Source organism: Martinezella hainanensis, assembly GCF_900094555.1.
Lineage (GTDB): Bacteria > Pseudomonadota > Alphaproteobacteria > Rhizobiales > Rhizobiaceae > Rhizobium > Rhizobium hainanense.
Window position 1 is genome coordinate 800989 of sequence record NZ_FMAC01000001.1, and the last position, 24759, is coordinate 825747.

Annotated in this window: 30 protein-coding genes; 17 read left to right on the forward strand and 13 right to left on the reverse strand. The window is 60.1% G+C overall.

The window, feature by feature from the left end:
- Window positions 1–127: 127 nt before the first annotated feature.
- Together GA0061100_RS03875 and GA0061100_RS03880 are read right to left on the reverse strand one after the other, a co-directional pair.
- Window positions 128–1021, reverse strand: coding sequence for a sugar phosphate isomerase/epimerase family protein (locus tag GA0061100_RS03875; protein ID WP_075851328.1), 894 nt, complete (start codon window positions 1019–1021; stop codon window positions 128–130).
- Window positions 1022–1025: 4 nt separating this feature from the next.
- Window positions 1026–2069 (reverse strand): Gfo/Idh/MocA family protein, encoded by a 1044-nt coding sequence (locus tag GA0061100_RS03880; protein WP_075851884.1) that lies wholly within the window; start codon window positions 2067–2069, stop codon window positions 1026–1028.
- Between the two features lie 135 nt (window positions 2070–2204).
- On the opposite strand from GA0061100_RS03880, the gene GA0061100_RS03885 reads away from it, so the two are divergent.
- The 3 genes from GA0061100_RS03885 (at window position 2205) to GA0061100_RS03895 (ending at window position 4113) form a co-directional block, all read left to right on the forward strand.
- A complete protein-coding gene (locus tag GA0061100_RS03885; RefSeq protein ID WP_143525376.1) occupies window positions 2205–3248 on the forward strand; it encodes a substrate-binding domain-containing protein in 1044 nt (347 codons plus the stop codon).
- A gap of 90 nt (window positions 3249–3338) precedes the next feature.
- Window positions 3339–3728 carry a group II truncated hemoglobin gene (locus GA0061100_RS03890; RefSeq protein ID WP_047629379.1) on the forward strand — a complete coding sequence of 130 codons (390 nt, stop codon included), beginning with the start codon at window positions 3339–3341 and terminating at the stop codon, window positions 3726–3728.
- 7 nt (window positions 3729–3735) lie between these two features.
- Window positions 3736–4113: a DUF423 domain-containing protein gene (locus GA0061100_RS03895; protein WP_075851332.1), complete on the forward strand. Its 378-nt coding sequence runs from the start codon at window positions 3736–3738 to the stop codon at window positions 4111–4113.
- A 41-nt stretch (window positions 4114–4154) separates the two neighbouring features.
- Here GA0061100_RS03895 and hmuQ read toward each other — a convergent pair whose 3' ends face one another.
- The 5 genes from hmuQ to GA0061100_RS03920 all read right to left on the reverse strand — a co-directional run bounded on the left by hmuQ (window position 4155) and on the right by GA0061100_RS03920 (window position 7026).
- Window positions 4155–4469 (reverse strand): heme-degrading protein HmuQ, encoded by a 315-nt coding sequence (hmuQ, locus tag GA0061100_RS03900; RefSeq protein WP_075851334.1) that lies wholly within the window; start codon window positions 4467–4469, stop codon window positions 4155–4157.
- A gap of 18 nt (window positions 4470–4487) precedes the next feature.
- The gene (locus GA0061100_RS03905; RefSeq protein ID WP_075851336.1) at window positions 4488–4766 is read right to left on the reverse strand and encodes a hypothetical protein; all 279 of its coding nucleotides are present in this window, start codon (window positions 4764–4766) and stop codon (window positions 4488–4490) included.
- The gene (locus tag GA0061100_RS03910) at window positions 4763–5161 is read right to left on the reverse strand and encodes a DUF2325 domain-containing protein (RefSeq protein WP_075851337.1); all 399 of its coding nucleotides are present in this window, start codon (window positions 5159–5161) and stop codon (window positions 4763–4765) included. The genes GA0061100_RS03905 and GA0061100_RS03910 overlap by 4 nt, the downstream gene beginning before the upstream one ends.
- Window positions 5162–5294: 133 nt before the next feature.
- The gene (gene tolA, locus GA0061100_RS03915) at window positions 5295–6548 is read right to left on the reverse strand and encodes a cell envelope integrity protein TolA (RefSeq protein ID WP_075851338.1); all 1254 of its coding nucleotides are present in this window, start codon (window positions 6546–6548) and stop codon (window positions 5295–5297) included.
- 4 nt (window positions 6549–6552) lie between these two features.
- On the reverse strand, window positions 6553–7026 hold the full coding sequence (locus GA0061100_RS03920) for a hypothetical protein (protein ID WP_075851885.1): 474 nt from the start codon (window positions 7024–7026) through the stop codon (window positions 6553–6555).
- Window positions 7027–7192: 166 nt separating this feature from the next.
- On the opposite strand from GA0061100_RS03920, the gene hemP reads away from it, so the two are divergent.
- From hemP to GA0061100_RS03955, 7 genes are all read left to right on the forward strand, one after another.
- Entirely contained in the window at window positions 7193–7393 is a 201-nt protein-coding gene (hemP, locus tag GA0061100_RS03925) for a hemin uptake protein HemP (RefSeq protein WP_425298642.1), read from the forward strand.
- Between the two features lie 9 nt (window positions 7394–7402).
- Window positions 7403–8458, forward strand: a complete 1056-nt coding sequence (locus GA0061100_RS03930) for a hemin-degrading factor (protein ID WP_075851340.1) — start codon at window positions 7403–7405, stop codon at window positions 8456–8458.
- 10 nt (window positions 8459–8468) lie between these two features.
- A complete protein-coding gene (locus GA0061100_RS03935) occupies window positions 8469–9404 on the forward strand; it encodes a heme/hemin ABC transporter substrate-binding protein (RefSeq protein ID WP_075851342.1) in 936 nt (311 codons plus the stop codon).
- Between the two features lie 19 nt (window positions 9405–9423).
- Window positions 9424–10515 (forward strand): FecCD family ABC transporter permease, encoded by a 1092-nt coding sequence (locus GA0061100_RS03940; RefSeq protein ID WP_425298668.1) that lies wholly within the window; start codon window positions 9424–9426, stop codon window positions 10513–10515.
- 15 nt (window positions 10516–10530) lie between these two features.
- On the forward strand, window positions 10531–11322 hold the full coding sequence (locus tag GA0061100_RS03945) for a heme ABC transporter ATP-binding protein (protein ID WP_075851343.1): 792 nt from the start codon (window positions 10531–10533) through the stop codon (window positions 11320–11322).
- 169 nt (window positions 11323–11491) lie between these two features.
- Window positions 11492–11842, forward strand: a complete 351-nt coding sequence (locus tag GA0061100_RS03950; protein ID WP_075851345.1) for a glycine zipper domain-containing protein — start codon at window positions 11492–11494, stop codon at window positions 11840–11842.
- Window positions 11843–11851: 9 nt separating this feature from the next.
- On the forward strand, window positions 11852–12256 hold the full coding sequence (locus GA0061100_RS03955) for a hypothetical protein (protein ID WP_075851346.1): 405 nt from the start codon (window positions 11852–11854) through the stop codon (window positions 12254–12256).
- A 133-nt stretch (window positions 12257–12389) separates the two neighbouring features.
- On the opposite strand, the gene GA0061100_RS03960 is transcribed toward GA0061100_RS03955, so the two are convergent.
- On the reverse strand, window positions 12390–12941 hold the full coding sequence (locus tag GA0061100_RS03960; protein WP_004107036.1) for an RNA polymerase sigma factor: 552 nt from the start codon (window positions 12939–12941) through the stop codon (window positions 12390–12392).
- A gap of 12 nt (window positions 12942–12953) precedes the next feature.
- Window positions 12954–13160, reverse strand: a complete 207-nt coding sequence (locus GA0061100_RS03965; protein ID WP_075851348.1) for a NepR family anti-sigma factor — start codon at window positions 13158–13160, stop codon at window positions 12954–12956.
- A 259-nt stretch (window positions 13161–13419) separates the two neighbouring features.
- On the opposite strand from GA0061100_RS03965, the gene GA0061100_RS03970 reads away from it, so the two are divergent.
- The 4 genes from GA0061100_RS03970 to preA all read left to right on the forward strand — a co-directional run bounded on the left by GA0061100_RS03970 (window position 13420) and on the right by preA (window position 18560).
- A complete protein-coding gene (locus tag GA0061100_RS03970; protein ID WP_069611680.1) occupies window positions 13420–14214 on the forward strand; it encodes a response regulator in 795 nt (264 codons plus the stop codon).
- A gap of 228 nt (window positions 14215–14442) precedes the next feature.
- Window positions 14443–15393, forward strand: a complete 951-nt coding sequence (locus GA0061100_RS03975) for a sensor histidine kinase (protein WP_208621519.1) — start codon at window positions 14443–14445, stop codon at window positions 15391–15393.
- A 481-nt stretch (window positions 15394–15874) separates the two neighbouring features.
- Window positions 15875–17233: an NAD(P)-dependent oxidoreductase gene (locus tag GA0061100_RS03980; RefSeq protein ID WP_075851351.1), complete on the forward strand. Its 1359-nt coding sequence runs from the start codon at window positions 15875–15877 to the stop codon at window positions 17231–17233.
- A 13-nt stretch (window positions 17234–17246) separates the two neighbouring features.
- Window positions 17247–18560 (forward strand): NAD-dependent dihydropyrimidine dehydrogenase subunit PreA, encoded by a 1314-nt coding sequence (gene preA, locus GA0061100_RS03985; protein WP_075851352.1) that lies wholly within the window; start codon window positions 17247–17249, stop codon window positions 18558–18560.
- A gap of 56 nt (window positions 18561–18616) precedes the next feature.
- On the opposite strand, the gene GA0061100_RS34255 is transcribed toward preA, so the two are convergent.
- The 3 genes from GA0061100_RS34255 to GA0061100_RS03995 all read right to left on the reverse strand — a co-directional run bounded on the left by GA0061100_RS34255 (window position 18617) and on the right by GA0061100_RS03995 (window position 20177).
- Window positions 18617–18964 carry a helix-turn-helix domain-containing protein gene (locus GA0061100_RS34255; protein ID WP_208621510.1) on the reverse strand — a complete coding sequence of 116 codons (348 nt, stop codon included), beginning with the start codon at window positions 18962–18964 and terminating at the stop codon, window positions 18617–18619.
- A gap of 64 nt (window positions 18965–19028) precedes the next feature.
- Complete coding sequence (locus GA0061100_RS34260; protein ID WP_143525377.1) at window positions 19029–19379, reverse strand: hypothetical protein; 351 nt, start codon at window positions 19377–19379, stop codon at window positions 19029–19031.
- 147 nt (window positions 19380–19526) lie between these two features.
- The gene (locus GA0061100_RS03995; protein ID WP_075851354.1) at window positions 19527–20177 is read right to left on the reverse strand and encodes a TetR family transcriptional regulator C-terminal domain-containing protein; all 651 of its coding nucleotides are present in this window, start codon (window positions 20175–20177) and stop codon (window positions 19527–19529) included.
- A 309-nt stretch (window positions 20178–20486) separates the two neighbouring features.
- Here GA0061100_RS03995 and GA0061100_RS04000 point away from each other — a divergent pair, with 309 nt between their 5' ends.
- Together GA0061100_RS04000 and hydA are read left to right on the forward strand one after the other, a co-directional pair.
- Window positions 20487–21740, forward strand: coding sequence for a Zn-dependent hydrolase (locus tag GA0061100_RS04000; protein ID WP_075851356.1), 1254 nt, complete (start codon window positions 20487–20489; stop codon window positions 21738–21740).
- Between the two features lie 48 nt (window positions 21741–21788).
- Window positions 21789–23243 carry a dihydropyrimidinase gene (gene hydA / locus GA0061100_RS04005; RefSeq protein ID WP_075851357.1) on the forward strand — a complete coding sequence of 485 codons (1455 nt, stop codon included), beginning with the start codon at window positions 21789–21791 and terminating at the stop codon, window positions 23241–23243.
- Window positions 23244–23276: 33 nt separating this feature from the next.
- Here the strand turns inward: hydA and GA0061100_RS04010 are convergent, their stop codons facing one another.
- Complete coding sequence (locus tag GA0061100_RS04010; protein WP_075851359.1) at window positions 23277–23690, reverse strand: cupin domain-containing protein; 414 nt, start codon at window positions 23688–23690, stop codon at window positions 23277–23279.
- 124 nt (window positions 23691–23814) lie between these two features.
- On the opposite strand from GA0061100_RS04010, the gene GA0061100_RS04015 reads away from it, so the two are divergent.
- Entirely contained in the window at window positions 23815–24606 is a 792-nt protein-coding gene (locus tag GA0061100_RS04015; protein WP_075851360.1) for an ABC transporter ATP-binding protein, read from the forward strand.
- Window positions 24607–24759 lie beyond the last annotated feature (153 nt).

Sequence of the window (24759 nt, forward strand, 5' to 3'; positions counted from 1 at the left end):
ACAAGGAGCGGACGCTCGGCAGTTCCTCCGTTTGGGTACCCGTCCTGCCCGAAACGTCAGCCGCTCCGGGCACTTCATTAACGCACAACTTGCCTCCTAAATCGATGCAGATTCGCAAATGCGCGCTTTACTCGACGAATTCACCACCCCGGCTTCTCTTGAGATAGTTCAGGCCGTGAACCTGGCCAGTCATTTCGAGCGCATCGCGATAGACCGGATCATGCCAGCCTTCGATGTCGATGGAACCGGACCAGCCGGCAAGGCGCAACTCGGAGATGATGTCGGTCCAATTGCTGTCGCCGAAGCCCGGTGTGCGCATGAAGACGAACTTCTCCTTGCCGAAGATACCGTGCTCCTTGATGACATCCCAACGGATCGTCGCATCCTTGCCATGGACGTGAAAAATCTTTTTCGCCCATTTGCGGATCTGCGGCAGCGGCTCGATCAGATAGACCATCTGATGGCACGGCTCCCATTCCAGACCCAGATTGTCGTCCGGGGTCTCGTTGAACATCAGCTCCCAGGCATCCGGGTTATGCGCGATGTTCCAGTCGCCGGTCGCCCAGTTGCCATCCATGGCGCAGTTTTCGAAGGCGATCTTGATGCCCTTGTCGGCAGCGCGCTTGGCAAGCTCGCTCCAGACCTGCTTGTAGCGCGGCAGGCTGTCGGTGAGCGGTTGGTTACGGATGCGGCCGGTGAAGCCGGCAACACAAGTTGCGCCGAAATGATGGGCGTTGTCGATGCAGTCCTTCCAACCCTGCAGCGTCTGCAGATCCATCTCTCGCTCTTCGAGCGGATTGCCGAACATGCCGATAGTCGAAATGGTGATGTCGCGGTCGCCGATGGCATCGCGGCAGCGCTTGCCGAGATCCGCAAGGTTCTGGCCGTTGGTGGTTTGCCAGAAGAAGGGTTCGAAGCTTTCGAAGCCGAGATCAGCGATCTTGGCGATGTTCTTGGCGGCGTCCTCGTTTGTCGCTCTGACCATCGTGCCGATACGGATGGCTTTTGCCGGATTTGTCATGATGTCACTGTCCTTGTGCTGAGATATCGACGCGCCGGCCCGTCTTGGCGCTCTCGATAGCGCCTAAAACCATGGCAAGGCTGCGAATATTGTCACCGCTTGCCGTCTCGGGCGGCTTGCCTGTCTTGATTGCTTCGATGAAGGAGGCGATGACGCTGGCATGGCCATGCGTTTCTTCCTCATGCTTCGGCCCGGGAACTTCGATCGGGGTGAAGCCGTGCAGCAGGCCCGGCTCGTTGCCGGCAACGCCAGCCTCGAAATTCTCTTCTCCGTCCCAGGTCAGCATGCCCTTACTGCCGGTGAGCCGCCATTGGCTTTCCCAGCTCGTGCGCCGTCCCTCGGCGCACCATGAGCCGCGATAGCTGAAGACGACGTCGTCGGAAAAATCGAAGAGCGCGTGCGCCGATGAGCCATGCTTGTACCAGGAGCCGACAGGGTTCTTTTCGACGCAATAGACCGAGAGCGGCACCTTGCCGGACACGAAGCGGGCAGCATCGAAGGTATGGATCGCCATGTCGAGCAGCAGCACATTGTCCATTTCCTCGCGGAAACCGCCGAAATGCGGACCGAGGAAAAAGTCGCAATGGACACCCGTCAGCTCGCCGATTGCCCCCTCCTCCACGAAACGTCGCAAGCGACGGATACCGGAGATGTAGCGACGGTTCTGGATGATCGCATGGATCTTGCCGGCCTTGGCGGCAAGGTCGATCAGGGCGGCACCCTCAGCCAGCGACGTCGCCATCGGCTTTTCGCTCAGGACATGGCAGCCAGCCTTCAGCGCCGTCGAAACCACACCGAAACGCGCGGCTGGAATGACAATGTCGAAGACCAGGTCCGCCTTGGTCGCAGCGATGACCTCGGCAAGGTCGGAGCCGACTACAGCGCCTTCGAGAGAGAATTCTTTCGCAAGGTTTTCGGCGGTCGCTCGATTGAGATCGACCAGGCCGACAACCTGAATGGATTCGGCAAGCGCCGGCGTCGAGGCGATGGCCCTGAGCCAGCCTTTGGACATAGCTCCGCACCCGCACAAAATGGCATTAAATTTCACGATGTCCTCCAGCGGGCCGTGCATTACCCCTCATGACACGCGCTCCGTAAACGTTTACGATACTATGCGAAAAGATTTTCCTGTGTCAATAGAGGAGGACCACGGAAAATGGCGCATGGAGGAAAACCGCGGCCGATGAAGGGAATTCGCCAGCTTGCCGAGCATCTCGATATCTCGATCGGCACAGTATCACGCGCATTGAACGGCAAGCCGGATGTGAACGAGGAGACCCGCAAGCGCGTGCTCGCCGCCGCTGAGCAACTGGGTTATGTGGCCAACCAATCCGGGCGCAGCCTGAGACAGGGCACCACCAACGTCATCGGCCTGATGATCCAGTCCAGCCGGGAAACGGTCGAAAACAGCGACAATTTCTTCCTGACCGTGACGGGCGGCCTGCAGAGCGTGTTCTCGCGGCACAATCTCGATTTGATCATGCTCCCCTGCCCCCATGACGAAGACCCTTATGAATATCTCAAGCGCATGGTGGCGCGGCGTATTGCCGATGCGATGATCATTTCGGAGACGCAGCGGGTCGACAAACGCTTCGATCTGCTCGCCAAGGCGAAAATCCCGTTTGCAGCGCTCGGCCGCAGCCTCTCGGGCGCACAGCATCCTTGGGCCGACCTCGATTTCGACGGTGTCGTCAATTGCGCCGTCGACCGGCTCGTGGCGCACGGGCATCGCCGTATCGCCATCAGCGCGCCCGCGAGCGAGATCAATCTCGGCTTCGTCTTCGTGGATGGCTATCGCCATGCCCTCGAGCGGCATGGCATCCCCTATGACCCAGCCTTGGTCATCCGTGCCAAATCGAGCGAACAGGGCGGTTATCAGGTAGGCGACGAATTGCTGCGTCTTGAAAGCCGGCCAACCGCAGTAATCCTGATCTATGAATTGATGGCGATCGGCCTTTACCGGCGCGTCATGGAGGCCGGCATCATTCCGGGGCAGGACATCGCCGTGGTCAGCTTTCGCGAGGCGCCGCGCGCCAAATTCCTGCAGCCGGCGCTGACCTGCTTTCGGACCTCGCTGCACGACCTTGGCGTCGAACTGGCCGAAATCCTGCTTTCCAGCATGCCAGCCTACAGCGAGGAATACCCGAGGACATCGCGCCAGAGCGTGTGGCCGCTCGAACTCATTCCGGGAGAAAGCGACGCTTTCCAGCTGAGACCAGCAAAATAAGCAGCGCCGAAACGCCGCACCGGCCATTCCGACGGTTGCGGCATCGCCCGTGAGTTGCCATGTAGGACATCGCAAACAGAGGCCTGGGGCTTGAGCGAAGAAACCATCACACTTTACGAAGCGATCGGCGGCGACCGAACCGTGCGAGCGCTGACATCACGCTTTTACGAGCTGATGGATACTTTGCCTGAAGCAGCCAATTGCCGCGCCGTGCACCCGCCAAGCCTCGAAGGTTCGCAGGAGAAATTCTACGAATATCTGACCGGCTATCTCGGCGGGCCGCAGCTCTATATCGAGAAGCGCGGCCATCCCCGCCTGCGCAGCCGGCACTTCGTTGCCGCCATCGGCCCGAAAGAGCGCGACGAATGGCTGCTATGCTTCCGCCGCGCCATGGACGAAACCATCGAGAACGAAAAACTGCGGGCCATCATCTGGGAGCCAGTCGAACGTCTGGCCTTTCACATGCAAAACAGGGAATGAGGAAGATATGACCATCGGCACCATAATCCGTCCGGCCACCCTGTTTATCGCTGGAATCCTCGGCGCCAGTGGCGTTGCGCTAGCCGCGGCCGCGACCCATGGCGGCGACACGCATTTCCTCGGCGCGGCCTCGACCATGAGCCTCGCCCACGCCCCTGCCCTCTTGGCACTCTACGCCGGCTACGACCGCATCCGCATTGCGCCGATCGCTGCCGTCCTATTGGGATTGGGAACGCTGATTTTCGCCGGCGATCTCATCAGCAGGCATTTCGGCGGAAGCTCGCTGTTTCCGATGGCCGCCCCGACAGGCGGAATGGGCATGATCGCCGGCTGGGCCGTGATAGCGCTCGGCGCCTTCTTCAGGACGAGCCCGGCAAAGGCGTGACGCCAGCCCTCAGGGGCACTTATATCGGTGACTATCCCGGCTCAAATGCCGGGAACGACCGCAAAGCCTTCGAACTGCGGCGGCCCCCAATAGAGCCGCTTGTTGTCGCCGGCATTGCGATGCGCCGCGCGAAAATGCTCGGATTTCGTCCAGTCGATGAAAGCATCTTCGCTGTGCCAGATCGTGTGCGAGGAAAACAGCGTATAGCCCTCCTCGACATTCGCCTTGCCGCGCAACAGTCGGAACTCGAGAAAGCCGGGCACGTCCGACAGCCGTGAGTCCCGCCCTCTCCACACCTCTTCGAATTCGCCCTCCAAACCGATGACGACCTTGAAACGGTTCATGGCGATGTACATGGCAACCTCGTTCGACGATCAGACCTTCTTGCGGCGGGTGACAGTCTTATCCACGTCAGGCGCAAAGGCAATGACATTCGCGCCATCGCGGCTTGCTTCGTCCAAGGGTTGATCCGGCGCCTCTCCAGGCTGCCGCGTCTTCCAGGCAGGAAATGTCGCGACATTCGCCGCGCGTCGCTGCTCCTCGGCGCGACGCATCAGCAATTCGTAGAGTTCGGGCACAAGCCCATCGCCATTCTGTGCGGCCAGTTTGTGCAGGCCGATCAGCATAAACCCCTCGGGGCCATTATCGATCATCTGGAAGCGTCTCGTTCTTTCATCGTCTGCAGTGCCCGTTCGAGGCTGGACTTGCTGCCATTGCGCAAGGGGATGAAGGCCTTGCCAAACTTCTTACATCCCGTCTTCACACGCAGGCAGGCATCATGGCTGATGCAATCGATCGGGCAGAAGACACAGTCGACCGACGGCAGCACGGTGTCGATGCGGGATACCGCCTCGCGCAGGCCGCCGTCATGATGGATCAGTTCTGCCCCGAAGTTGCTGGCGATCTGGCGCAGATGCGCCACCTGGCAATCACGGCCGCCTACATAGAGGAAGCTGCGTACATCGAGAGTGGATTTGCCGGAAACCTGCGCCGTCGTCTGCGCTTCACGGCTCTCGCGGCCAAAATCCTTCTTCCCCTTACGCGCCATACATCACCCGTTTGCTGGTTGCTCTTGCACGCTCGATTCCACCAAGCGTGACGCGACCTTAGTAAACATGAGTTTTATAGTAAAGTATAAAGTTGAGAGTTTTCATCATATTTTAGGGCGGGAGCCGCGACCGTTATCGCCCCCCGACCTGAACCGGCTGTGTGAATGTCCAAGTCGGCTTACCCCATTCGGAAGGCAGCGACGGAAACGGCGCCGCGTTCCGCACTTGTTCAAGCACGGCTTGGTCCAAGCCAGAATCCCCCGAACTGCGCACTGCGGAAAGAGATCGAAGCTCGCCGTTCGAACCAATGGTCAAACGCACAACAAGCGTCAGGCCCTTCCCATACGTTGATGGTACTCGCTGCACGTAGCGTTTGATGCGAGCTTGAACCTTGCCGGTATAGTTTGCAATTGCCGCATCACCTGAGCCGGTCTTGCGAGCAGTCAGCTGCGAATTGGCATCGGATTGAGCGGTCTCCGCACCGTCAACCGATCCCCTCTTTGAATCCTGCTCGTTCTCGCCGCGCGAACCCGACTTCACCTTCGCGATTTTCGGGACAGGCTTCTTGACGACCTTCGGCTTTTCCACAGGCTTCGGTCTTTCGACGGGCTTCACGACCTCGGGCTGCGTCTCTACGGGCTGTGCCTCGACGACGTCATTCTGGACGGGCTGCACCGGTTCGGCGGGCTGGATCACCGTCGTCTCGGACGGTGCCTGCGTCGCCAAGATTTGCGGCTGTTCCGGCGCTACCTCCGGCGGTTGGGTCTGCTCGACAGGCTGGACGGCTTCAGCGGCTTGCACCTGCTGCGTTTCCACCTCCTGCGGCTGGACAACATCGGGCTGAGGCGGCTGCGCCTGTTCAGGCGTCACCTCGTTAGGCTGAACTGTTTGCGGCTGCACGGCCTCGGCGGTCACCTGCTCCGGCTCCGTCTGCGGGTTTTCCTCACCCATCGCCATCTGATCCGCATCGGAATTGCCGATCATGATAACGCTGACAGTATCGCCCGCCTCCTCCTGCGCATCTTCAGGCGCCGCGACGAAGGCAAACAACAGCACTGTAACGATGGCGGCATGGAACAGGCATGAACCTATGCCGGAGAAAAGCAACGATGCCTTGCGTCCTGTCGAGGCCTCTCGCAACCTTTCAGGTTGCGCGTCCATAGGCAAATGCTCTGCCGTCTCAACCGGTGCGGCCTCGCTTGGATGATCTGGATAGGAGCTGATCTGCGTGAAACGGCTGTAATGCGCCACGGCTTCGGCAGCCGGCGGTCGCGGCACGCCTTCAAGACCGGCAAGTTCGTGGCCGGGCAGTACGCTCGGATAGTTGTCATTCAGGCCGCCGTTGGCGCGGCGCTCCATGGAAACCTTGACCGAGCGCATTGCCATCACATCAGCCTTCGAAGGGAACTGAGATTTGCGAGCGGGTTGTCAACGCGGCCTTGCACTCACCCGCCGCCGGTCCGTCGCAGACCGGCGTGTCGTTGATGATAATGCGCGAGACCGTCTCGCACTTCACGCCCGGCATGTCGAATTGCCGCACCCGCTTCTTGCCGAGCGGCAGGTCACGGAAATCGAGAACGGTGACGCGATCGACGGCGTTCTTGTCATTGAAGAAGGCGAGCTCGAAGGAGATCTTGTTGATCGGCGTCGCCATGTCGTTTTCGGCAACGAAGGTCATCATGCAGCCCTTCTGCGAGGGAGCGAGCGCATTGAGCTCGACATTCAGCTTGTGAGAGGCTGTTGGCGCTGGAGTTGCCGACGCAGGAGCAGGCGCCGCATTCGTATCCTGGGAGAAGGCAGGGACGGAAGATGCCGCGGCGAATACACCCGCAGCAGCGAGCGCCAAGATGGTTTTCGTCAGCATCGACATCTCTCCTGAATATGTTTTGACGCGTGTCTGCTCGGCCAACGGCCCTGGCGTGTAGCGTCGAAATTTTTAAACTTGACTTTATCAGTCTCCTATTGCGTCTTTATGAAACCATGAGTATGAGAGTCAAGATAAATTTGGCCGGACAGCGGTTCGGCCCCCGATGAATTTTCAGGCAAAACTAAACAGGATGATTGCTGAGAAGACCCCTACGCCGCCGGAGCAATACGCGGCCGCACCGCAGGTAAGAATTGTCGACAGCACGGATATTTTCCGGGGCCAGACCGAAATCATGATCAAGCATGAAGGCGTCATCTACCGCATGAAGATTACGCGCCAAGGCAAGCTGATACTCAACAAATAGGCATGACAGATGACTAAGACGACTCGCCCGACCCCCGCCGAAATCCGCGCCTTCCGCGCCGATAACCCGAAGATGCGCGAGCGCGACATCGCTGCCCGCCTCGAGATTTCCGAAGCTGCCCTTGTCGCGGCTGAAGTCGGCATTACCGCCGTCCGCATCGATGCCAGCGTCGATCGCTTCCTGGAGCGGATCGCCTCGCTCGGCGAAATCATGGCTTTGTCGCGCAACGAAAGCGCCGTACACGAAAAGATCGGCGTCTATGAGAACATGAAGTTCGGCGCCCAGGCGGCGATCGTGCTTGGCGAAAATATCGACCTGCGCATCTTCCCGAAGCGCTGGGTACATGGCTTTGCCGTCACCAAGGCCGATGGTGATCAGAGGAGGCTGAGCCTGCAGTTCTTCGACAAGGCCGGCGATGCCGTCCACAAGGTGCATCTGCGCCCTGCCTCGAATGTCGAGGCCTATCACGCCATGGTCGCCGAGCTGCGCATCGAAGACCAGTCACAGGAATTCTCCGAGGATCGCTCGGGTTACGACAACGGCGCGACTGACGGTGACGTCAGCCGTGACGAACTGCGCGACCACTGGAGCCGCATGACCGACACGCATGAATTCTTCGGCATGCTGAAGAAGCTGAAGATCGGCCGCCAGAACGCGATCCGCGCTGTCGGCGACGATTACGCGTGGAAGCTGGATGGCGGCGCGGTCGCCGAGATGATGCACGCTTGCGTGCGCGAAGGCCTGCCGATCATGTGCTTCGTTGCCAACGAGGGCACCGTGCAGATCCATTCCGGCCCGATCGTCAATGTGCAGACCATGGGTCCCTGGATCAACGTCATGGACCCGACTTTCCACCTGCACCTGCGTCAGGACCACATCGCCGAGGCATGGGTCGTGCGCAAGCCGACCAAGGACGGCCATGTCACGTCGCTCGAAGCCTACAATGCCAGGGGCGAGATGATCATCCAGTTCTTCGGCAAGCGGAAGGAAGGCTTCGATGAGCGCCCCGATTGGCGCGCCATCCTTGAAGGCCTGACGAGAGCCGACGCCAGCGTTGCCGCATAAGAGATGGCCCATGACGATGTTTAAGAACTTCAAGCATATCAGGCCTTGGGAAATCGCGCTGACCATGGTGGTGATGACTTTGCCGCTTGTGCCGGCCAATCCGATCGCCGGCCTTGGCAGCTTCGTACGCCACGCACACGCCGCAGAAACGGCCAAGACGCCGGATACCTCCCGCCTCGTCTCCATCGGCGGCGATGTGACCGAGATCGTTTATGCGCTCGGTGAAGAAAAGCGGCTCATCGCCCGTGATTCCACCAGCCTTTATCCAAAGGAAGCGACCAAGCTTCCCGATGTCGGCTACATGCGCGCTTTGTCGCCGGAAGGCATCCTGGCCGTCAATCCGACTGCCATCATCGCCGTCGAAGGCTCCGGCCCGCCGGAAGCCTTGGCCGTGCTTCGCAATGCTAGCCTGCCTTTCGAAACCGTGCCGCAGCATTACGATCGCGACGGCATTCTGAAGAAGATCGACGTCGTCGGCGCGCTGCTCGGCGTGCCGGACAAGGCAAAGACACTGGAGGCCAAGGTCGCCGCCGATCTCGACGCCGCGATCAAAGATTCCGCCAAACGCCCGGAGGCCGAGCGCAAGCGCGTGCTTTTCGTGCTGAGCAACCAGAACGGCAAGATCATGGCTTCGGGCAGCGATACGGCTGCCGATGGCATCATCAAGCTGACAGGCGCCGTCAATGCGATCAGCGGCTTCTCCGGCTACAAGTCGGTGACGGACGAGGCTATCATCGAAGCCAAGCCCGACGTCATCCTGATCATGGATCGCGAGGGGCCGCTGTCGATGTCGAACGAAGACCTGCTGAAGCAGCCGGCCATCTCACTGACGCCGGCCGCGAGCCACAAGGCAATCGTGCGTATGGACGGACTGCACCTGCTCGGCTTCGGACCGCGCACGGCCAGCGCCATTCGTGAGCTGAACGCAGCGATCTACGGGGGCTGACGTGGCATTCAACGATGCCATGGCGGGGCTGAAGCAGATGTCGCAAACCACGGCACGCCGTCGCCAAGGGGATCGCACCGCACTTGCGATCCTCGTCATCGCCGGCCTCGTCTTCGTCTCGACCGTTGCCTTTCTCTTCTCGATCACCACGGGCGCATCGAATGCTTCAGTCGTCGACGTGATCGCGGGCATGGTGAGCGGCAGCGCGGAAAGTACGCTCAGCATCCGCGATCGCATCGTCATTTTCGATATCCGTCTGCCCCGCGCCGTGCTCGGCTTCCTGATCGGCGGCGGGCTTGCGGTGTCGGGTGCGGTCATGCAGGGCCTCTTCCGCAATCCGCTCGCCGATCCCGGCCTGATCGGCGTTTCAGCAGGCGCCAGTCTCGGTGCAGTTGCGATGATCGTCCTCGGCGGCGGCGTGCTTGCCCCCGTCGCGCATCTCCTCGGCATCTTCGCTCTGCCCATCGCCGCCTTCATCGGCGGTCTGGCAACAACGATACTGCTTTACAAAGTTGCGACCCGGTACGGGCAAACATCCATCGCGACCATGCTACTGGCCGGTATTGCACTCGGCTCGCTCGCCCTTGCGGCGACGGGAATCCTCATCTACATGGCCGACGACCGGCAATTGCGCGACCTCACTTTCTGGAGCATGGGCTCACTGGCGGGCTCGACCTGGAGCAAGGTCACGGGCGCCGGCCCCATAATCATCCTTTCCCTTCTGCCCCTTCCCTTCATGGCCCGTGGGCTGAACGCCTTGACACTCGGTGAAGCAGCAGCCTTTCACATGGGGATATCAGTGCAGCGGCTGAAGAATATCGCCATCGTCAGCGTCGCTGCGGCGGTCGGCGCCTCCGTCGCCGTCAGCGGCGGCATCGGCTTCGTCGGCATCGTCGTCCCGCACATCCTGCGCATGGTGATCGGCCCCGACCATCGCTTCCTCCTACCTGCCTCGGCGCTCCTCGGCGGCTCGTTGCTGGTCGTAGCCGACGTGGTCGCCCGCACCATCGTTTCTCCGGCCGAATTGCCGATCGGCATTCTGACGGCCGGCGTCGGCGGTCCCTTCTTCCTGTGGATGTTGCTGCGGCAGCGCTCGCGCCTCAGCCTGTGAGCCTGTGAGCCTGGAATGATCGATGTCTCCAATCTGAGTGTGCGGCTTGCCGGCAAGCCGGTCGTAGAGGATGTCTCCTTCACAGCCGAGGCCGGCACGCTGACGGCAATCTGCGGGCCGAACGGCTCCGGCAAGACCACCACGATGAAAGCCATCTCCGGCGAGCTCGCCTATAACGGCGCCGTCCACATGAACGGTGCTGAAATCAAGGCCTTGGAGCCATGGCAGCTTGCCGAAATGCGCGGTGTCCTGCCGCAGGCAAGCTCGATATCCTTCCCCTTTACCGTCCGCGAGATCGTCCGCATGGGCCTGACGAGCGGGCGCAACCGTCATCCGGAGGAGGCTGACCGCACCGCGACTGAGGCACTTGCCGTCGTCGATCTGGGCGGCTTCGAGGGCCGTCTCTACCAGGAGCTCTCCGGTGGCGAACAGCAGCGCGTCCAGCTCGCGCGTGTGCTTTGCCAGATTTCCGAGCCTGTCATCGACGGCAAGCCGTGCTGGCTGCTTCTCGACGAACCGGTCTCCAGCCTTGATATCAGCCACCAGCTCACCATCATGACGCTTGCCCGGCAATTCTGCCGGCGCGGCGGCGGCGTCATCGCCGTCATGCACGATCTCAACCTGACCGCGCTTTTCGCCGACCGGATGGTGTTGCTCAAGAACGGCCGGTTGCAGGCAAAGGGTCCGGTCGGGGACGTACTGACGGACCGGCATCTTCAGGACGTTTTCGGCTGCAATCTGCGTGTCAACCGCGTTCCCGCCGACGGCTCCCCCTTCGTCCTCGCCCATAGCGCGCTGATCGACTGATCGTCCCTTGCCCCGCACGTCTCGGAACTTTTTGTTGCATCCGCGCGTTGAGATCAAGTGATCGAAATCAATGTTTCGAACGCAGGATAGCTTAGTGTGCCGGATCGTTTCCGGCGAATGCGGGTAACAGGCGCCGTTGGCGCCCAAGCAAAGCGAAAGGGAGCTGAACATGGCTACATCCATTCTCCATTCGGGGCGCGGCAAGCGCAATGGCAGCAGCCTGCAGGACGTCGAAGCAAGTATCGAGGATCAGATCGCATCGCTGCGCGAAGAAGTTGCAGCTTTCGCCAAGCTGATCGGCGAGAACGGCGCCAAGCAAGGCAAGAAATGGCGTGCAAGCGCCGAGTCCGGTTTTGATGACCTGACGGTTCGAGGCGAGGAACTCCTGCACGATCTGCAGCGCGGTTATGCAAGGGGTTCGCGCGAAGTGCGCAGAACAGTGCGCCAGCATCCGGTCGCCACCATTGGAGCGGCAGCTGCGTTCGGACTTGCCGTCGCTCTGCTTCTGTCTCGCCGCTAGGGTGGCGGAATGATCGCTCCGATCCTCGGCCTGCTTCTGTCAGGCACATTCAACCGTACCGTTGCGCGGACCAAGCGCAACGGTATTTTCATTGCCATTGCCGTTCTCCTTCTTTTGACGGCCTATGCCTTCGCCCTGATTGCAGCAGCCATCTGGCTTGCGACAATCTACGGCGCTGCGGTTTCGGCCCTGCTGATTGCAGCAGGCGCCTTACTGCTCGGGCTGATCGTGCTTGTCATCATGGCCATCATGAACCAGCAGGAGAAACGGCGAGCCCGCGAGCGTCGGCTGGCTATGGAGTCCGCGGCAGCAGCAGTTCTAGGCCTGGTCCGCAAACAGCCGCTGATGACTGCGGCCATTGCCGCCGCGCTCATCTTCGGCAACCTGTTCGGATCGAGCGACGAAGACGATTGAGCCGGCTGCTCGCAGGGCACGGAGGTGCCGGGCAAGGACAGAATGGCCCCGTTGCGTCAAGCTGCGAACGAAAGAAGGGAAGTTGCCCGGCGTATCAAATGAAAAAGCCCGGTCGGAAGACCGGGCTTTTTTGTCAGAAGGCAAATGCCTTGGAGGTCAGTGGTGCCGAGGTGGCATCCGGGCCGAAGTCCGCCTCGCCGGAAATATCCAGCAATTCCTGGAGACGCTGGCGCGCACGGTTGACACGGCTCTTGATGGTGCCGACTGCGCAGCCGCAAATCTCGGCGGCTTCTTCATAGGAAAAGCCGGAAGCGCCCACCAGGATGATGGCTTCGCGCTGATCCGGCGGCAACTGGTCCAGTGCCTTGCGAAAGTCCTGCAGGTCGACGGCGCCATATTGCGAGGGATGCGTCGCCATCGATTCGGTGAATACGCCGTCGCTGTCCTGCACCTCACGGCCGCTCTTGCGCATCTGGCTGTAGAGTTCGTTGCGCAGGATGGTGAAGAGCCAGGCCTTCATGTTGGTGCCCATCTCGAAATGGTCCTGCTTCGCCCAGGCCTTCATGATCGTATCCTGGACGAGATCGTCGGCCCGATCGTGGCGGCCGGTCAGAGAAATGGCGAAGGCTCTGAGGCTCGGCAGGGCGGCGAGAAGTTCGCGCTTGAAGCTCGTTTGCGTTTCCATGGCGCCCACCTCCTATTCGGAGACCTTTGCGGAAGCCAAGCGTTCGGCATGATCGAGCTTCTCCAAAAGATCCAGGAAGCGATCAGGAATGGCTTCGTCCTGCATGGCAGCATAGAACGAACGCAGCCGGTTGCCGATCTGATTATTGGGATCGAGGATATCCATCGCACGCAGGTCCGATGCCTTCTTGTCTGCGTCCTCGTGATTCTGGATGGTCATTTAGCCTGCTCGCTTCTCAATTGTCTCGCGTTCATGAATAAGGCGCGCCCTTGCCTCCCCGCCCGGGAGCAGTTGACCTCACTCAAAACAGTTGCCTAACGAATCGTAAAGGTTGAGGTCCACCGATTGTAAGCATTGTAATGCGACTGCCTAAAAAAAGTTCCGACAAAGAGGAACTTTTTTACTCAACTGACGTTTGTTAGTCATTGCGGCCTCTGGGCTGTATTTAATGAGAATTTGATAAAGGCGGGAGCCATTGATGACACTTTCCACACGCATTGCGCCGCATCTTCCATATTTGCGGCGTTATTCACGTGCTTTGACCGGAACGCAGACGTCGGGGGACGCCTATGTTGCTGCGGTTTTGGAAGCCATCATCGCTGACATCTCCATCTTTCCGGACACGGACAGCGACCGTGTCGCCCTCTATAAACTGTTCACGAAGCTGTTCGGTTCCGTGACACTTCAGATTCCCGAGCCAGCCTCTCCTTTCGCCTGGGAACAGCGGGCATCCGTAAACCTTTCCAAGGTCTCGCCACTTGCGCGCCAAGCCTTCCTGCTTGCATCGGTCGAAAGTTTCCGCCTCGGCGAGATCGCCGATATCCTCGACGTTTCGGAAAGCGACGCCATGCACCTGCTCGATACCGCCTCCCAGGAAATCTCGCGCCAGGTGGCAACGGATATCATGATCATCGAGGACGAGCCGCTGATCGCAATGGATATCGAGCAGATGGTGGAAAGCCTCGGCCATCGCGTTACCGGTATCGCGCGCACGCATGCCGAAGCGGTCGCGCTCTACAATGCGACAAAGCCGAGCATGGTGCTTGCCGACATTCAGCTTGCAGATGGCAGCTCGGGCATCGATGCCGTCAACGACATCCTCAAGACGGCGAGCATCCCGGTGATCTTCATTACCGCCTTCCCGGAGCGGCTTTTGACCGGCGAGCGGCCGGAGCCGACCTTCCTCGTGACCAAGCCTTTCAATCCGGACATGGTGAAGGCGCTCATCAGCCAGGCGCTCTTCTTTAACGAAACCACAAAGGTGGCCGCCTGATCCAAGTGAAAACCCTCCGGCGGAACAAAGACCATAACCGGGCGTTTGTGTTCGAAACGGCCGGTTTACCGACTGTTATCCGCGGCGATTCTATAGGTCGGTTCAAGTTGTTACGAGTGAGAATGCCCTATCGGCGGGGTTCTCGAATTGCGTGTGAAAGGCAAGCCGGTGAATACGTCTGAACCATTACCCGGCGCGCCTTTGAGTTTGGAAGGCAAAGCCGCTCTGATGGAGCGGGCGCTTGCGAGCGCCAATGTGTCCATCCTGTTCCAGGATGTAAATCTGTCGATCCGTTATGCCGACAATCTGCCGGACCATCTGCAGTCGTCTGTCGTCATAGGCGGCAATGACTCGCATCTCTTTGGAGAAAAGGATGGCGAGCACCTTTTGCGTTTGAAGCGGGGCGTGCTCGAAAGCGGCAAGCCAGCCACCGCCGAGGTTGAGATCGCCAGTGGCGACGGCGCACGCGTCTACGAGCTGAAAATGGAACGGATCGGCGGGCGCAAGCCGCAGGGCGTGCTGTCCGTCATCTCCGAAATCACCGAGAGCCGCCACCGCGAAAAAGTGCTGAAGTCGCTGCTGCGCGAACTGTCGCATCGCTCCAAGAACCTGCTCGCCATCATTCAGGGTATCGCCACGCAGACCGCCCGCCACACACTTTCCGTCGACAATTTCCTCATCAAATTCCGCGGCCGCCTGCAATCCCTGTCGAATTCGCAGGATCTCATCACTGATTCCAGCTGGCGCGGCGCATATTTGTTCGAACTCGCGGAAAAGCAGTTTGCCCCCTATTGGCCCGATGCCGGCGTGCCCATGCCGATCTATGGCATCAATGCCCATCTGACGCCCAATGCCGCCGTGCATCTGGGGCTTGCCTTGCATGAACTCATCGTCAATTCCGCGTCGCATGGCGCCATCTCGACGGGCGCCACGAGCATCACGCTCAATTGCAAGGAAGCCGAGCTCGACGGCAAGAAGGCGATTGAGGTCGCCTGGTCTGAGCGTTTCTATGCGCCCACGGATCATGAATTCGAGGACAATAGCTTCAGCCGCACGGTGCTCGAGCGCGTCGTGCCGACCTCCATGAACGGTCGCGCCGACTTCGCCATTGACGACGGCAGCATCGGCTATCGGCTCACCATTCCCGAAACTGAATATGAAATCCTGAGACGCCGTTAAGGCGGACGGCAGGGCCAAAATAAAACAGCCAGTGCGAGGGCGGCGCACTGGCTGCTTTGCACTCATCGGGAGGGGACCGTGAGTAGAGTCCTGAGACGTATTGGGCGTGCATCAGGAGATGCGATCATCATCAGGACACCGGCATAACGATGCTGCAGGGCCTTGGTTCCACGCAGAGCTAAAAAAATTCATCGGCTTTTCACATTTCAGCGCGGCCGCAGGCATGACTGCTCTCGAATCACTGGCGGGCGCTCGCGACCATCCCGAGGCCTAAAGCTCGTAAAGAGCCTTCTCCATAGGAGATGAAAATCAATTCAAATCATAATGTTAGAACGCAAGACCCAGTGATCGAAAATGTTCTCATTCCCGACCAAGAAGGCCTATTGCGGCACGCTTTGCGATCAAAATTTTACCGTTTGATAAATTTTTTAAGCTGAGTTACCGTCCCAGTACTAGCCGTTTACTATAAGAGGGAACTTCAATGGGACGACTGGAAACTGGGATTCATAAGGGCAGGCTCACGCCCGCCGAATATGATGCAAACTTTTCCGATCTTCATCCGCGCCTCAACAAGCATGAGGCGCTGGTCGCATCCGACCGCTGTTATTTCTGCTACGACGCGCCGTGCATGACGGCCTGTCCCACCTCCATCGACATTCCGATGTTCATCCGCCAGATCTCGACGGGCAACCCGATCGGCTCGGCCAAGACGATCTTCGATCAGAACATCCTCGGCGGCATGTGCGCCCGCGTCTGTCCCACCGAACAGCTCTGCGAGCAGGCTTGCGTGCGCAACACTGCCGAAGAGCGTCCGGTCGAGATCGGCCGCCTGCAGCGCTATGCGACCGATACGGCGATGGCCGAAAACAAGCAGTTCTATTCGCGCGCCGCTTCCACCGGCAAGAAGATCGCTGTCATCGGCGCCGGCCCTGCCGGTCTTGCCTGCGCGCATCGTCTTGCCGTCAACGGCCATGACGTCACCATCTTCGATGCTCGCGAAAAGGCCGGCGGCCTGAACGAATACGGCATCGCCACCTACAAGGCTGTCGACGACTTCGCGCAAAAGGAAGTCGATTACGTGCTCGCCATCGGCGGCATCGAGGTGAAGAACGGCCAGGCGCTCGGCCGCGATTTCAGCCTTTCCGACCTCTCCCAGCAATATGACGCCGTATTCCTCGGCCTCGGCCTTGCCGGCGTCAATGCGCTGCGCGCCGAAGGCGAAGACCTCGATGGCGTTGCCGATGCCGTTGCCTATATCGCCGAACTGCGCCAGGCCGGCAGCAAGGCCGATATAGCCATCGGCCGCCGCGTCGTCGTCCTCGGCGGCGGCATGACCGCGATCGACGCGGCCGTGCAGGCCAAGCTGCTTGGCGCCGAAGAAGTGACGATCTGCTATCGCCGCGGCAAAGAGCATATGAACGCCTCCGAGTTCGAGCAGGACTTGGCCACCTCCAAGGGCGTCATCATCCGCCATTGGCTGGCTCCGAAGCGTATCGTCGACAAGGACGGCAAGGTCGCCGGCATCGAAGTCGAATATACCGAACTGCGCGACGGCAAGCTCACCGCCACCGGCGATGTCGGCATCATTGCCGCCGATCAGATCTTCAAGGCGATCGGCCAGACGTTCGAAGCCTCAGGCCTCGGTGCCCTGCGCATGGAATCCGGCCGCATCGCCATCGACAGCGAAGGCCGGACCTCGATCGACGGCGTCTGGGCCGGCGGCGACTGCGTGCTTGGTGGCGATGACCTGACGGTCTCGGCCGTAGCACAGGGTCGCGATGCGGCCGAATCCATCAACCGTGCGCTCGCTGCCGCCAAGTCGGCCGCTGCAGTCGCCTGAAAGGAGAACCGACATGGCTGATCTCCGCAATAATTTCGTTGGCATCAAGTCCCCGAACCCGTTCTGGCTGGCCTCGGCGCCGCCGACCGACAAGGCCTACAACGTCGAGCGCGCCTTCAAGGCGGGCTGGGGCGGCGTGGTCTGGAAGACGCTCGGCGAGGAAGGACCGCCTGTTGTCAACGTCAACGGCCCGCGCTACGGCGCGATCTGGGGCGCCGACCGCCGCCTGCTCGGCCTCAACAACATCGAGCTGATCACCGACCGCGACCTCTACACCAACCTGCGCGAAATGAAGCAGGTGAAGATGAACTGGCCGGACCGAGCGCTGATCGCCTCGATCATGGTGCCCTGTGAGGAACAGGCCTGGAAGGCAATCCTGCCGCTGGTCGAAGAGACCGGCGCCGACGGCATCGAACTCAATTTCGGCTGTCCGCACGGCATGTCCGAGCGCGGCATGGGTTCCGCGGTCGGACAGGTGCCCGAATATATCGAAATGGTCGTGCGCTGGTGCAAGCAGTACACGCGCATGCCCGTCATCACCAAGCTGACGCCCAACATCACCGATATCCGCAAGCCGGCTCGCGCCGCCAAGGCCGGAGGCACCGATGCCGTATCGCTGATCAACACGATCAACTCGATCGTTTCGGTCGATCTCGATAACTTCGCGCCGAACCCGACGGTCGGCGGCAAGGGCAGCCATGGCGGCTATTGCGGTCCGGCGGTCAAGCCGATCGCACTCAACATGGTGGCCGAGATCGCTCGCGATCCCGACACCTACGGTCTGCCGATCTCAGGCATCGGCGGCATCACCACCTGGCGCGATGCGGCGGAATTCCTGGTGCTCGGCGCCGGCAACGTGCAGGTCTGCACGGCGGCGATGACCTACGGCTTCAAGATTGTCGAAGAGATGATTACGGGCCTTTCCGACTGGATGGACGAAAAGGGCCACCGCAGCCTGGACGACATCATCGCCCGCGCCGTGCCGAACGTCTCCGACTGGCAGTATCTCAACCTCAACTACATCGCCAAGGCAAAGATCGACCAGGATGCCTGCATCAAGTGCGGCCGCTGTCACATCGCCTGCGAGGACACCTCGCACCAGGCGATCACCAATTTCGTCGATGGCGTCAGGCGCTTCGAGGTGATTGAAGAGGAATGCGTTGGCTGCAATCTCTGCGTCAACGTCTGTCCCGTCGAGAACTGCATCACCATGGAAGAACTGCCGGCAGGTTCGCTCGACAAGCGCACCGGCAAGGTCGTCGACCCGAACTACGCCAACTGGACGACCCATCCGAACAATCCGATGGCGCGGCAGGCTGCGGAGTAACAGCGCGGATATGAAAAGCAAATCCGCCCGGCACGTCCGGGCGGATGTTTTCATTATTAAAACTTGAGAATAGGGTCTTCCTGAGCTGCCTGGATTTCTTCCGGCATCCGTTCTATGGCGCGCAGATAGCTTTGCGCTGTTTTGTCCGGCGAACGTTTACCCTGCTCCCAATTGCGGAGCGTTTCCAGATCGATGCCAAAGCGGAGCGCGAACTGCTCCTGGGTCAGACCGATTTTCTGGCGAATTTCCCTGACGTCGATCGGACGTACGGCGACCGCCTTGACAACGAGCCCGGTTTTCTCCAGTTCGCGTGCGAGATCGGCCTGGCTTTCTACATGTGGGACGAGCATGGTTACCTGTCCCTTTTCCATCGCTCGTTCGATAGCCTTCTTCGCCGTCAGCATGGACATCCCGCCTTTCACCAAGGCACGGACCGCGGAAATGGACCGGAAACCCTTTACCGGCTGGTCAAAATGCAGGGATATCGCGACGGGTGAACCGGACTGGCCGCGGCTTACGTCCTCGACCGGCCCCAGTCGTTCGAACCGCTCCTTCAACGACGAGTTCATGGCACTCCATTTCCTCCATGGCGATCTCCGCCAGATTTCTGAGCCGATGCGCTCCAAGGTCGTTCATTGAAATGTCCTCACCCTGGATATGGAAGCCGCGAAGATAGAATGTGTTCCCGATCATCTGAGGCTCAGCCATCACCGAAATCACACCATCCGGCGTTTGAATTTCGACCGTGCATACGGGATGAGATGTGGCTTCATTCACAAAATGAAAGGCAACATCCTTCTTCGTCCATATCTTTTTCATAGGCCAATGACCGACTAAAATCAATATCTATACTATACGTAGATCAACCGAATAGAGCACGAATCGATACCACACCCTTAACGCGATAAAATTCGAGGGACTTGGGAAAATTCAATAAAATAGGCGTCCTTGCAAACATGTGGCGCTCTAAGCGCGGGGTCCCCGAATCCGAAGCCCGTCGACGAAAAGCTGCTCCAGATAACGAGCAGCATCCTCGAAACGCCCCTCGCCCGAATGCTCCGGCCCCAAGACCGCACGCACCTGCACGTCGAAATCCGCATAATGCTGCGTGGTCGACCAGATCGAGAAGATCAGGTGATAAGGATCGCATTTGGCGATCTTGCCGGCCTGCGCCCAGGTGCGGATGACCTCAACTTTCTCGTCGACAAGGCTCTTCAGCGGTCCGCGCAGCTCGTCTTCCACATGCGGCGCCCCCTGCAGCATCTCATTGGCGAAGAGTCGGCTTTCGCGCGGAAAATCGCGGGCCATTTCAAGCTTGCGGCGGATATAGGAGCGGATTTCACTCTCGGGATTGCCGTTGGCATCGAAAGCGCGCAGCGGCTCCAGCCAGGTAAACAGCACCCGGTCGATCAAGGCCCGATGCATCGCTTCCTTGGTGCGGAAATAGTAGAGCAGATTGGGCTTGGACATCCCGGCCACTTCAGCGATCTGATCGATGGTCGAGCCGCGAAAACCGCTGACGGAAAATACGTCGAGCGCGGCTTCCAGTATGATTTCCTCTTTCTCTTCCTGGATTCGGGTGCGGCGCTGTGTCTTGGCGGCTCTCGGGATGGCCATGTCTGCTCTGTTTCTCCTTGAAATCCAAGCCTTTCGGCAGTGCCCTCATTCACCCTGTCGATGCATCGCATTTAGGCAATCGCCTGAAATTTTATCGGAAATTTTCGTGCTTTTCGTCTTGAGCCGCGCCACGGAAGTTGTAATGTTTACCAATCGGTCAAATTATCCGTCAGATGTTTCTTAAAGGCAACTGGCGATTTTCCGGGCAAGAAAAACAAGACGACGCTCCGGAATTTGGAATAAGACCAACGGGAACAATTTCGGGCATGCGCCTTGCATGCCCGAGGACAAACAGGTGAGGATTGCATCATGGTGGCAGCGCCAGGAGAAAACATGCGTATCAATGGCGATCGCCTTTGGGATACGCTGATGGACATGGCGAAGATCGGCCCCGGTATTGCCGGTGGTAACAATCGTCAAACGCTGACCGATGCCGACGCCGAGGGACGCAGCCTTTTCAAGACCTGGTGCGACAAGGCGGGCATGACCGTCGGCGTCGACAAGATGGGCACGATGTTCGCGACCCGTGCCGGTACCGATCCGAATGCGCTGCCCGTCTATGTCGGCTCGCATCTCGATACCCAGCCGACGGGCGGCAAATATGACGGCGTACTCGGCGTACTTGCAGCTCTTGAAGTCGTCCGCACGATGAACGACCTCGGCATCAAGACCAAGCATCCGATCGTCGTTACCAACTGGGCGAACGAGGAAGGCGCACGCTTTGCGCCCGCCATGCTGGCATCCGGCGTCTTTGCCGGCGTGCATACGCTTGATTATGCCTATGGCCGCAAGGACCCGGACGGCAAGACCTATGGCGACGAGCTGAAGCGCATCGGCTGGCTCGGCAACGAAGAGGTCGGCGCGCGCAAGATGCACGCCTATTTTGAATATCATATCGAACAGGGACCGATCCTCGAAGCCGAAAACAAGACAATCGGCGTCGTCACCCACTGTCAGGGCTTGTGGTGGCTGGAATTCACGCTCACCGGCAAGGAAGCCCATACCGGCTCGACGCCCATGGCGATGCGTGTCAATGCCGGCCTTGCCATGTCACGGATCGTCGAGATGGTGCAGAGCGTGGCGATGGAGAATCAGCCGGGCGCCGTCGGCGGTGTCGGCCAGGTCTTTTTCTCGCCGAATTCGCGCAACGTCCTGCCCGGCAAGGTGGTCTTCACAGTCGACATCCGCACACCCGACAAGGAAAAGCTCGACCGCATGCGCGCCAAGATCGAAGCGGAAGCGAAAAAGATCGCGGATGCTCTCGGCGTCGGCTGCTCGGTGGAAGCCATCGGCCATTTTGAGCCCGTGACTTTCGATCCAAAGCTTGTCACCTCCGTGCGCAATGCAGCCGAGAAACTCGGCTACAGCCACATGAACATCATCTCGGGCGCGGGTCATGATGCCTGCTGGGCGGCCAAGGTCGCGCCCGCCACGATGGTCATGTGCCCCTGCGTCGGCGGCCTCTCGCATAACGAGGCGGAAGAAATCTCCAAGGAATGGGCAGCCGCCGGCGCGGATGTGCTGTTCCACGCAGTCGTCGAGACGGCGGAGATCGTGGCCTGACGGCCGCGATTCCCAGCATCGGAACTTCACACATCTGGAGCATGCACCATGAGCACAGTCATCAAGGGTGGAACCATCGTCACGGCCGACCTGACCTATAAGGCAGACGTCAAGGTCGAAGGCGGCAAGATCGTCGAAATCGGGCAGAATCTATCGGGCAACGAGGTGCTGGATGCCTCCGGCTGCTACGTCATGCCCGGCGGCATCGATCCGCATACGCATCTCGAAATGCCATTCATGGGCACCTACTCCTCGGACGACTTCGAGAGCGGCACGCGAGCAGCTCTTGCAGGCGGCACGACGATGGTGGTGGATTTCGCGCTCCCCTCGCCCGGCCAGTCGCTGCTCGAAGCCCTGACCATGTGGGACAACAAGTCCACCCGCGCCACCTGCGACTATTCCTTCCACATGGCGATCACCTGGTGGGGCGAGCAGGTCTTCAACGAGATGGAGGCCATCGTCCGCGACAAGGGCATCAACACCTTCAAGCACTTCATGGCTTATAAGGGCGCGCTGATGGTGGATGACGATGAGATGTTCTCCTCGTTCCAGCGCTGCGCCGAGCTGGGCGCACTGCCGCTGGTCCATGCCGAAAACGGCGATGTGGTCGCGCAGATGCAGGCAAAGCTGCTCGCCGAAGGCAATAACGGGCCGGAGGCGCACGCCTATTCCCGCCCGGCCGAGGTCGAGGGCGAAGCGACGAACCGCGCCATCATGATCGCCGACATGGCGGGTTCGCCCGTCTATATCGTCCATACCTCCTGCGAACAGGCGCACGAAGCCATCCGTCGCGCCCGCCAGAAGGGCATGCGCGTCTATGGCGAGCCCCTGATCCAGCACCTGACGCTTGACGAAAGCGAATATGCCAACGCGGATTGGGATCACGCCGCCCGCCGCGTCATGTCGCCGCCCTTCCGCAACAAGCAGCATCAGGACAGCCTCTGGGCCGGCCTTGCCTCCGGCTCGCTGCAGGTGGTCGCGACCGACCACTGCGCGTTTACGACCGAGCAGAAGCGCTTCGGCCTCAACGACTTCACCAAGATCCCGAACGGCACCGGTGGCCTCGAGGATCGCATGCCGATGCTCTGGACCTATGGCGTCAACACCGGCCGCCTGACGATGAACGAATTCGTCGCCGTCACCTCAACCAACATCGCCAAGATTCTCAACGTCTATCCGAAGAAGGGCGCGATCCTCGTCGGCGCCGATGCCGATATCGTCGTCTGGGATCCGAAGCGGTCGAAGACCATCGCCGCCAAGACCCAGCAGTCGGCGATCGACTACAATGTCTTCGAGGGCAAGGAAGTGACGGGTATGCCGCGCTATACGCTGACGCGCGGCGTCGTCGCCATTGAGGAAGGCACGGTCAAGACCAGGGAAGGCCACGGCGAGTTCGTCAAGCGCGACCCCTTTACCGCTGTCAACCGGGCACTTTCGACCTGGAAAGAAGTCACCGCGCCGCGCAAGGTTCAGCGCAGCGGCATTCCCGCCAGCGGGGTATGACGCTTGGGATCAGCGCCTCGGCTCATCCACCGCTCAGCGCGGCACATACCGCTCCAGATCCGGCAGCAGGACCACGCTTTCCTGCTCGTTCGGATCGGTGCGGGCGATGACCGCTGTCGCCGGACGGTCGCTGAGATTAGCTGGAAGATGCGGAACGCCGGCCGGAATATAGAACATCTCGCCCTCACGCACGATGACGTGCTCCTCCAGCCGCTCGCCGAACCAGCAATGCGTCTCCCCGGAAATCGCATAGATCGCTGTCTCATGCGAGGCGTGAAGATGCGCCTTGGCACGAGCGCCCGGCGGGATGGTCAAAAGGTGCATGCAGATCCCCGTCGAGCCCACTGTCTCGGCGGCAATCCCTTCGAAATAGCTGAGGCCCTGTTTTCCGGCATAGGTGCTGCCGGGCCGCACGATACGGCAGGTGGGCTTCGATGAGACACTCATGGCATTGCTCCCCTCGATCCAGCAGCCACAAGGCGCTCTCGCCTTTCCGGACTGCGGCAATGCCAAACAGGATAACACGCAATCCGCCCCAACCGTGCGGCGAAAACAGGACTGGTAGGTGTTAATGACGTCATCCGCTTCCTCCGTCGTCTCCGCGCGGAATCTCTGTCTCACCTACAATACGAATGACGGGCCGGTGCATGCGCTGAGCAATGTCGATCTCGATGTTCGCAAGGGCGATTTCGTCTCCTTCATCGGTCCTTCCGGCTGCGGCAAGACCACGTTCCTGCGCGTCATCGCCGATCTCGAGCGCAAGACATCGGGCGATATCAACGTCAATGGCATGTCGCCGGAAGATGCTCGCAAGGCTCGTGCCTACGGCTATGTCTTCCAGGCCGCGGCCCTCTATCCCTGGCGCACGATCGAGAAGAACATCGCCCTGCCGCTTGAGATCATGGGCTATGACAAGCAAGAGCAGGCCAAGCGCATCGCCCGGACGCTGGAACTCGTCAATCTCAACGGCTTCGAACATAAATTTCCCTGGCAGCTTTCGGGCGGCATGCAGCAGCGTGCCTCGATCGCCCGCGCGCTGGCCTTCGATGCCGATCTGCTGCTGATGGACGAGCCCTTCGGCGCGCTTGACGAAATCGTCCGCGACCATCTGAACGAACAGCTTCTGAAGCTCTGGAAGCAGACGAACAAGACCATCTGTTTCGTCACCCACTCCATCCCCGAGGCAGTGTACCTCTCCACCAAGATCGTGGTCATGTCGCCGCGCCCGGGCCGCGTCACCGACGTCATCGAATCGACGCTTCCCGCGGAGCGGCCGCTCGGCATTCGCGAGACGCCGGAATTTCTCGAAATCGCCCACCGCGTCCGGGAAGGTCTTAGAGCGGGGCATAGCTATGAGGAATAGGATGATGGACGGCTCCGTCGCATGGCGGCCCCTCACCCTAGCCCTCTCCCCGTGCAGGGGGAGAGGGAACGACCTCGACACGACCGCCAATCTCACTCGCCGGTGCGAAGGCCGCACGCGCCTCCATCCCCTTCTCCCCGTCAAAGCGAGGAG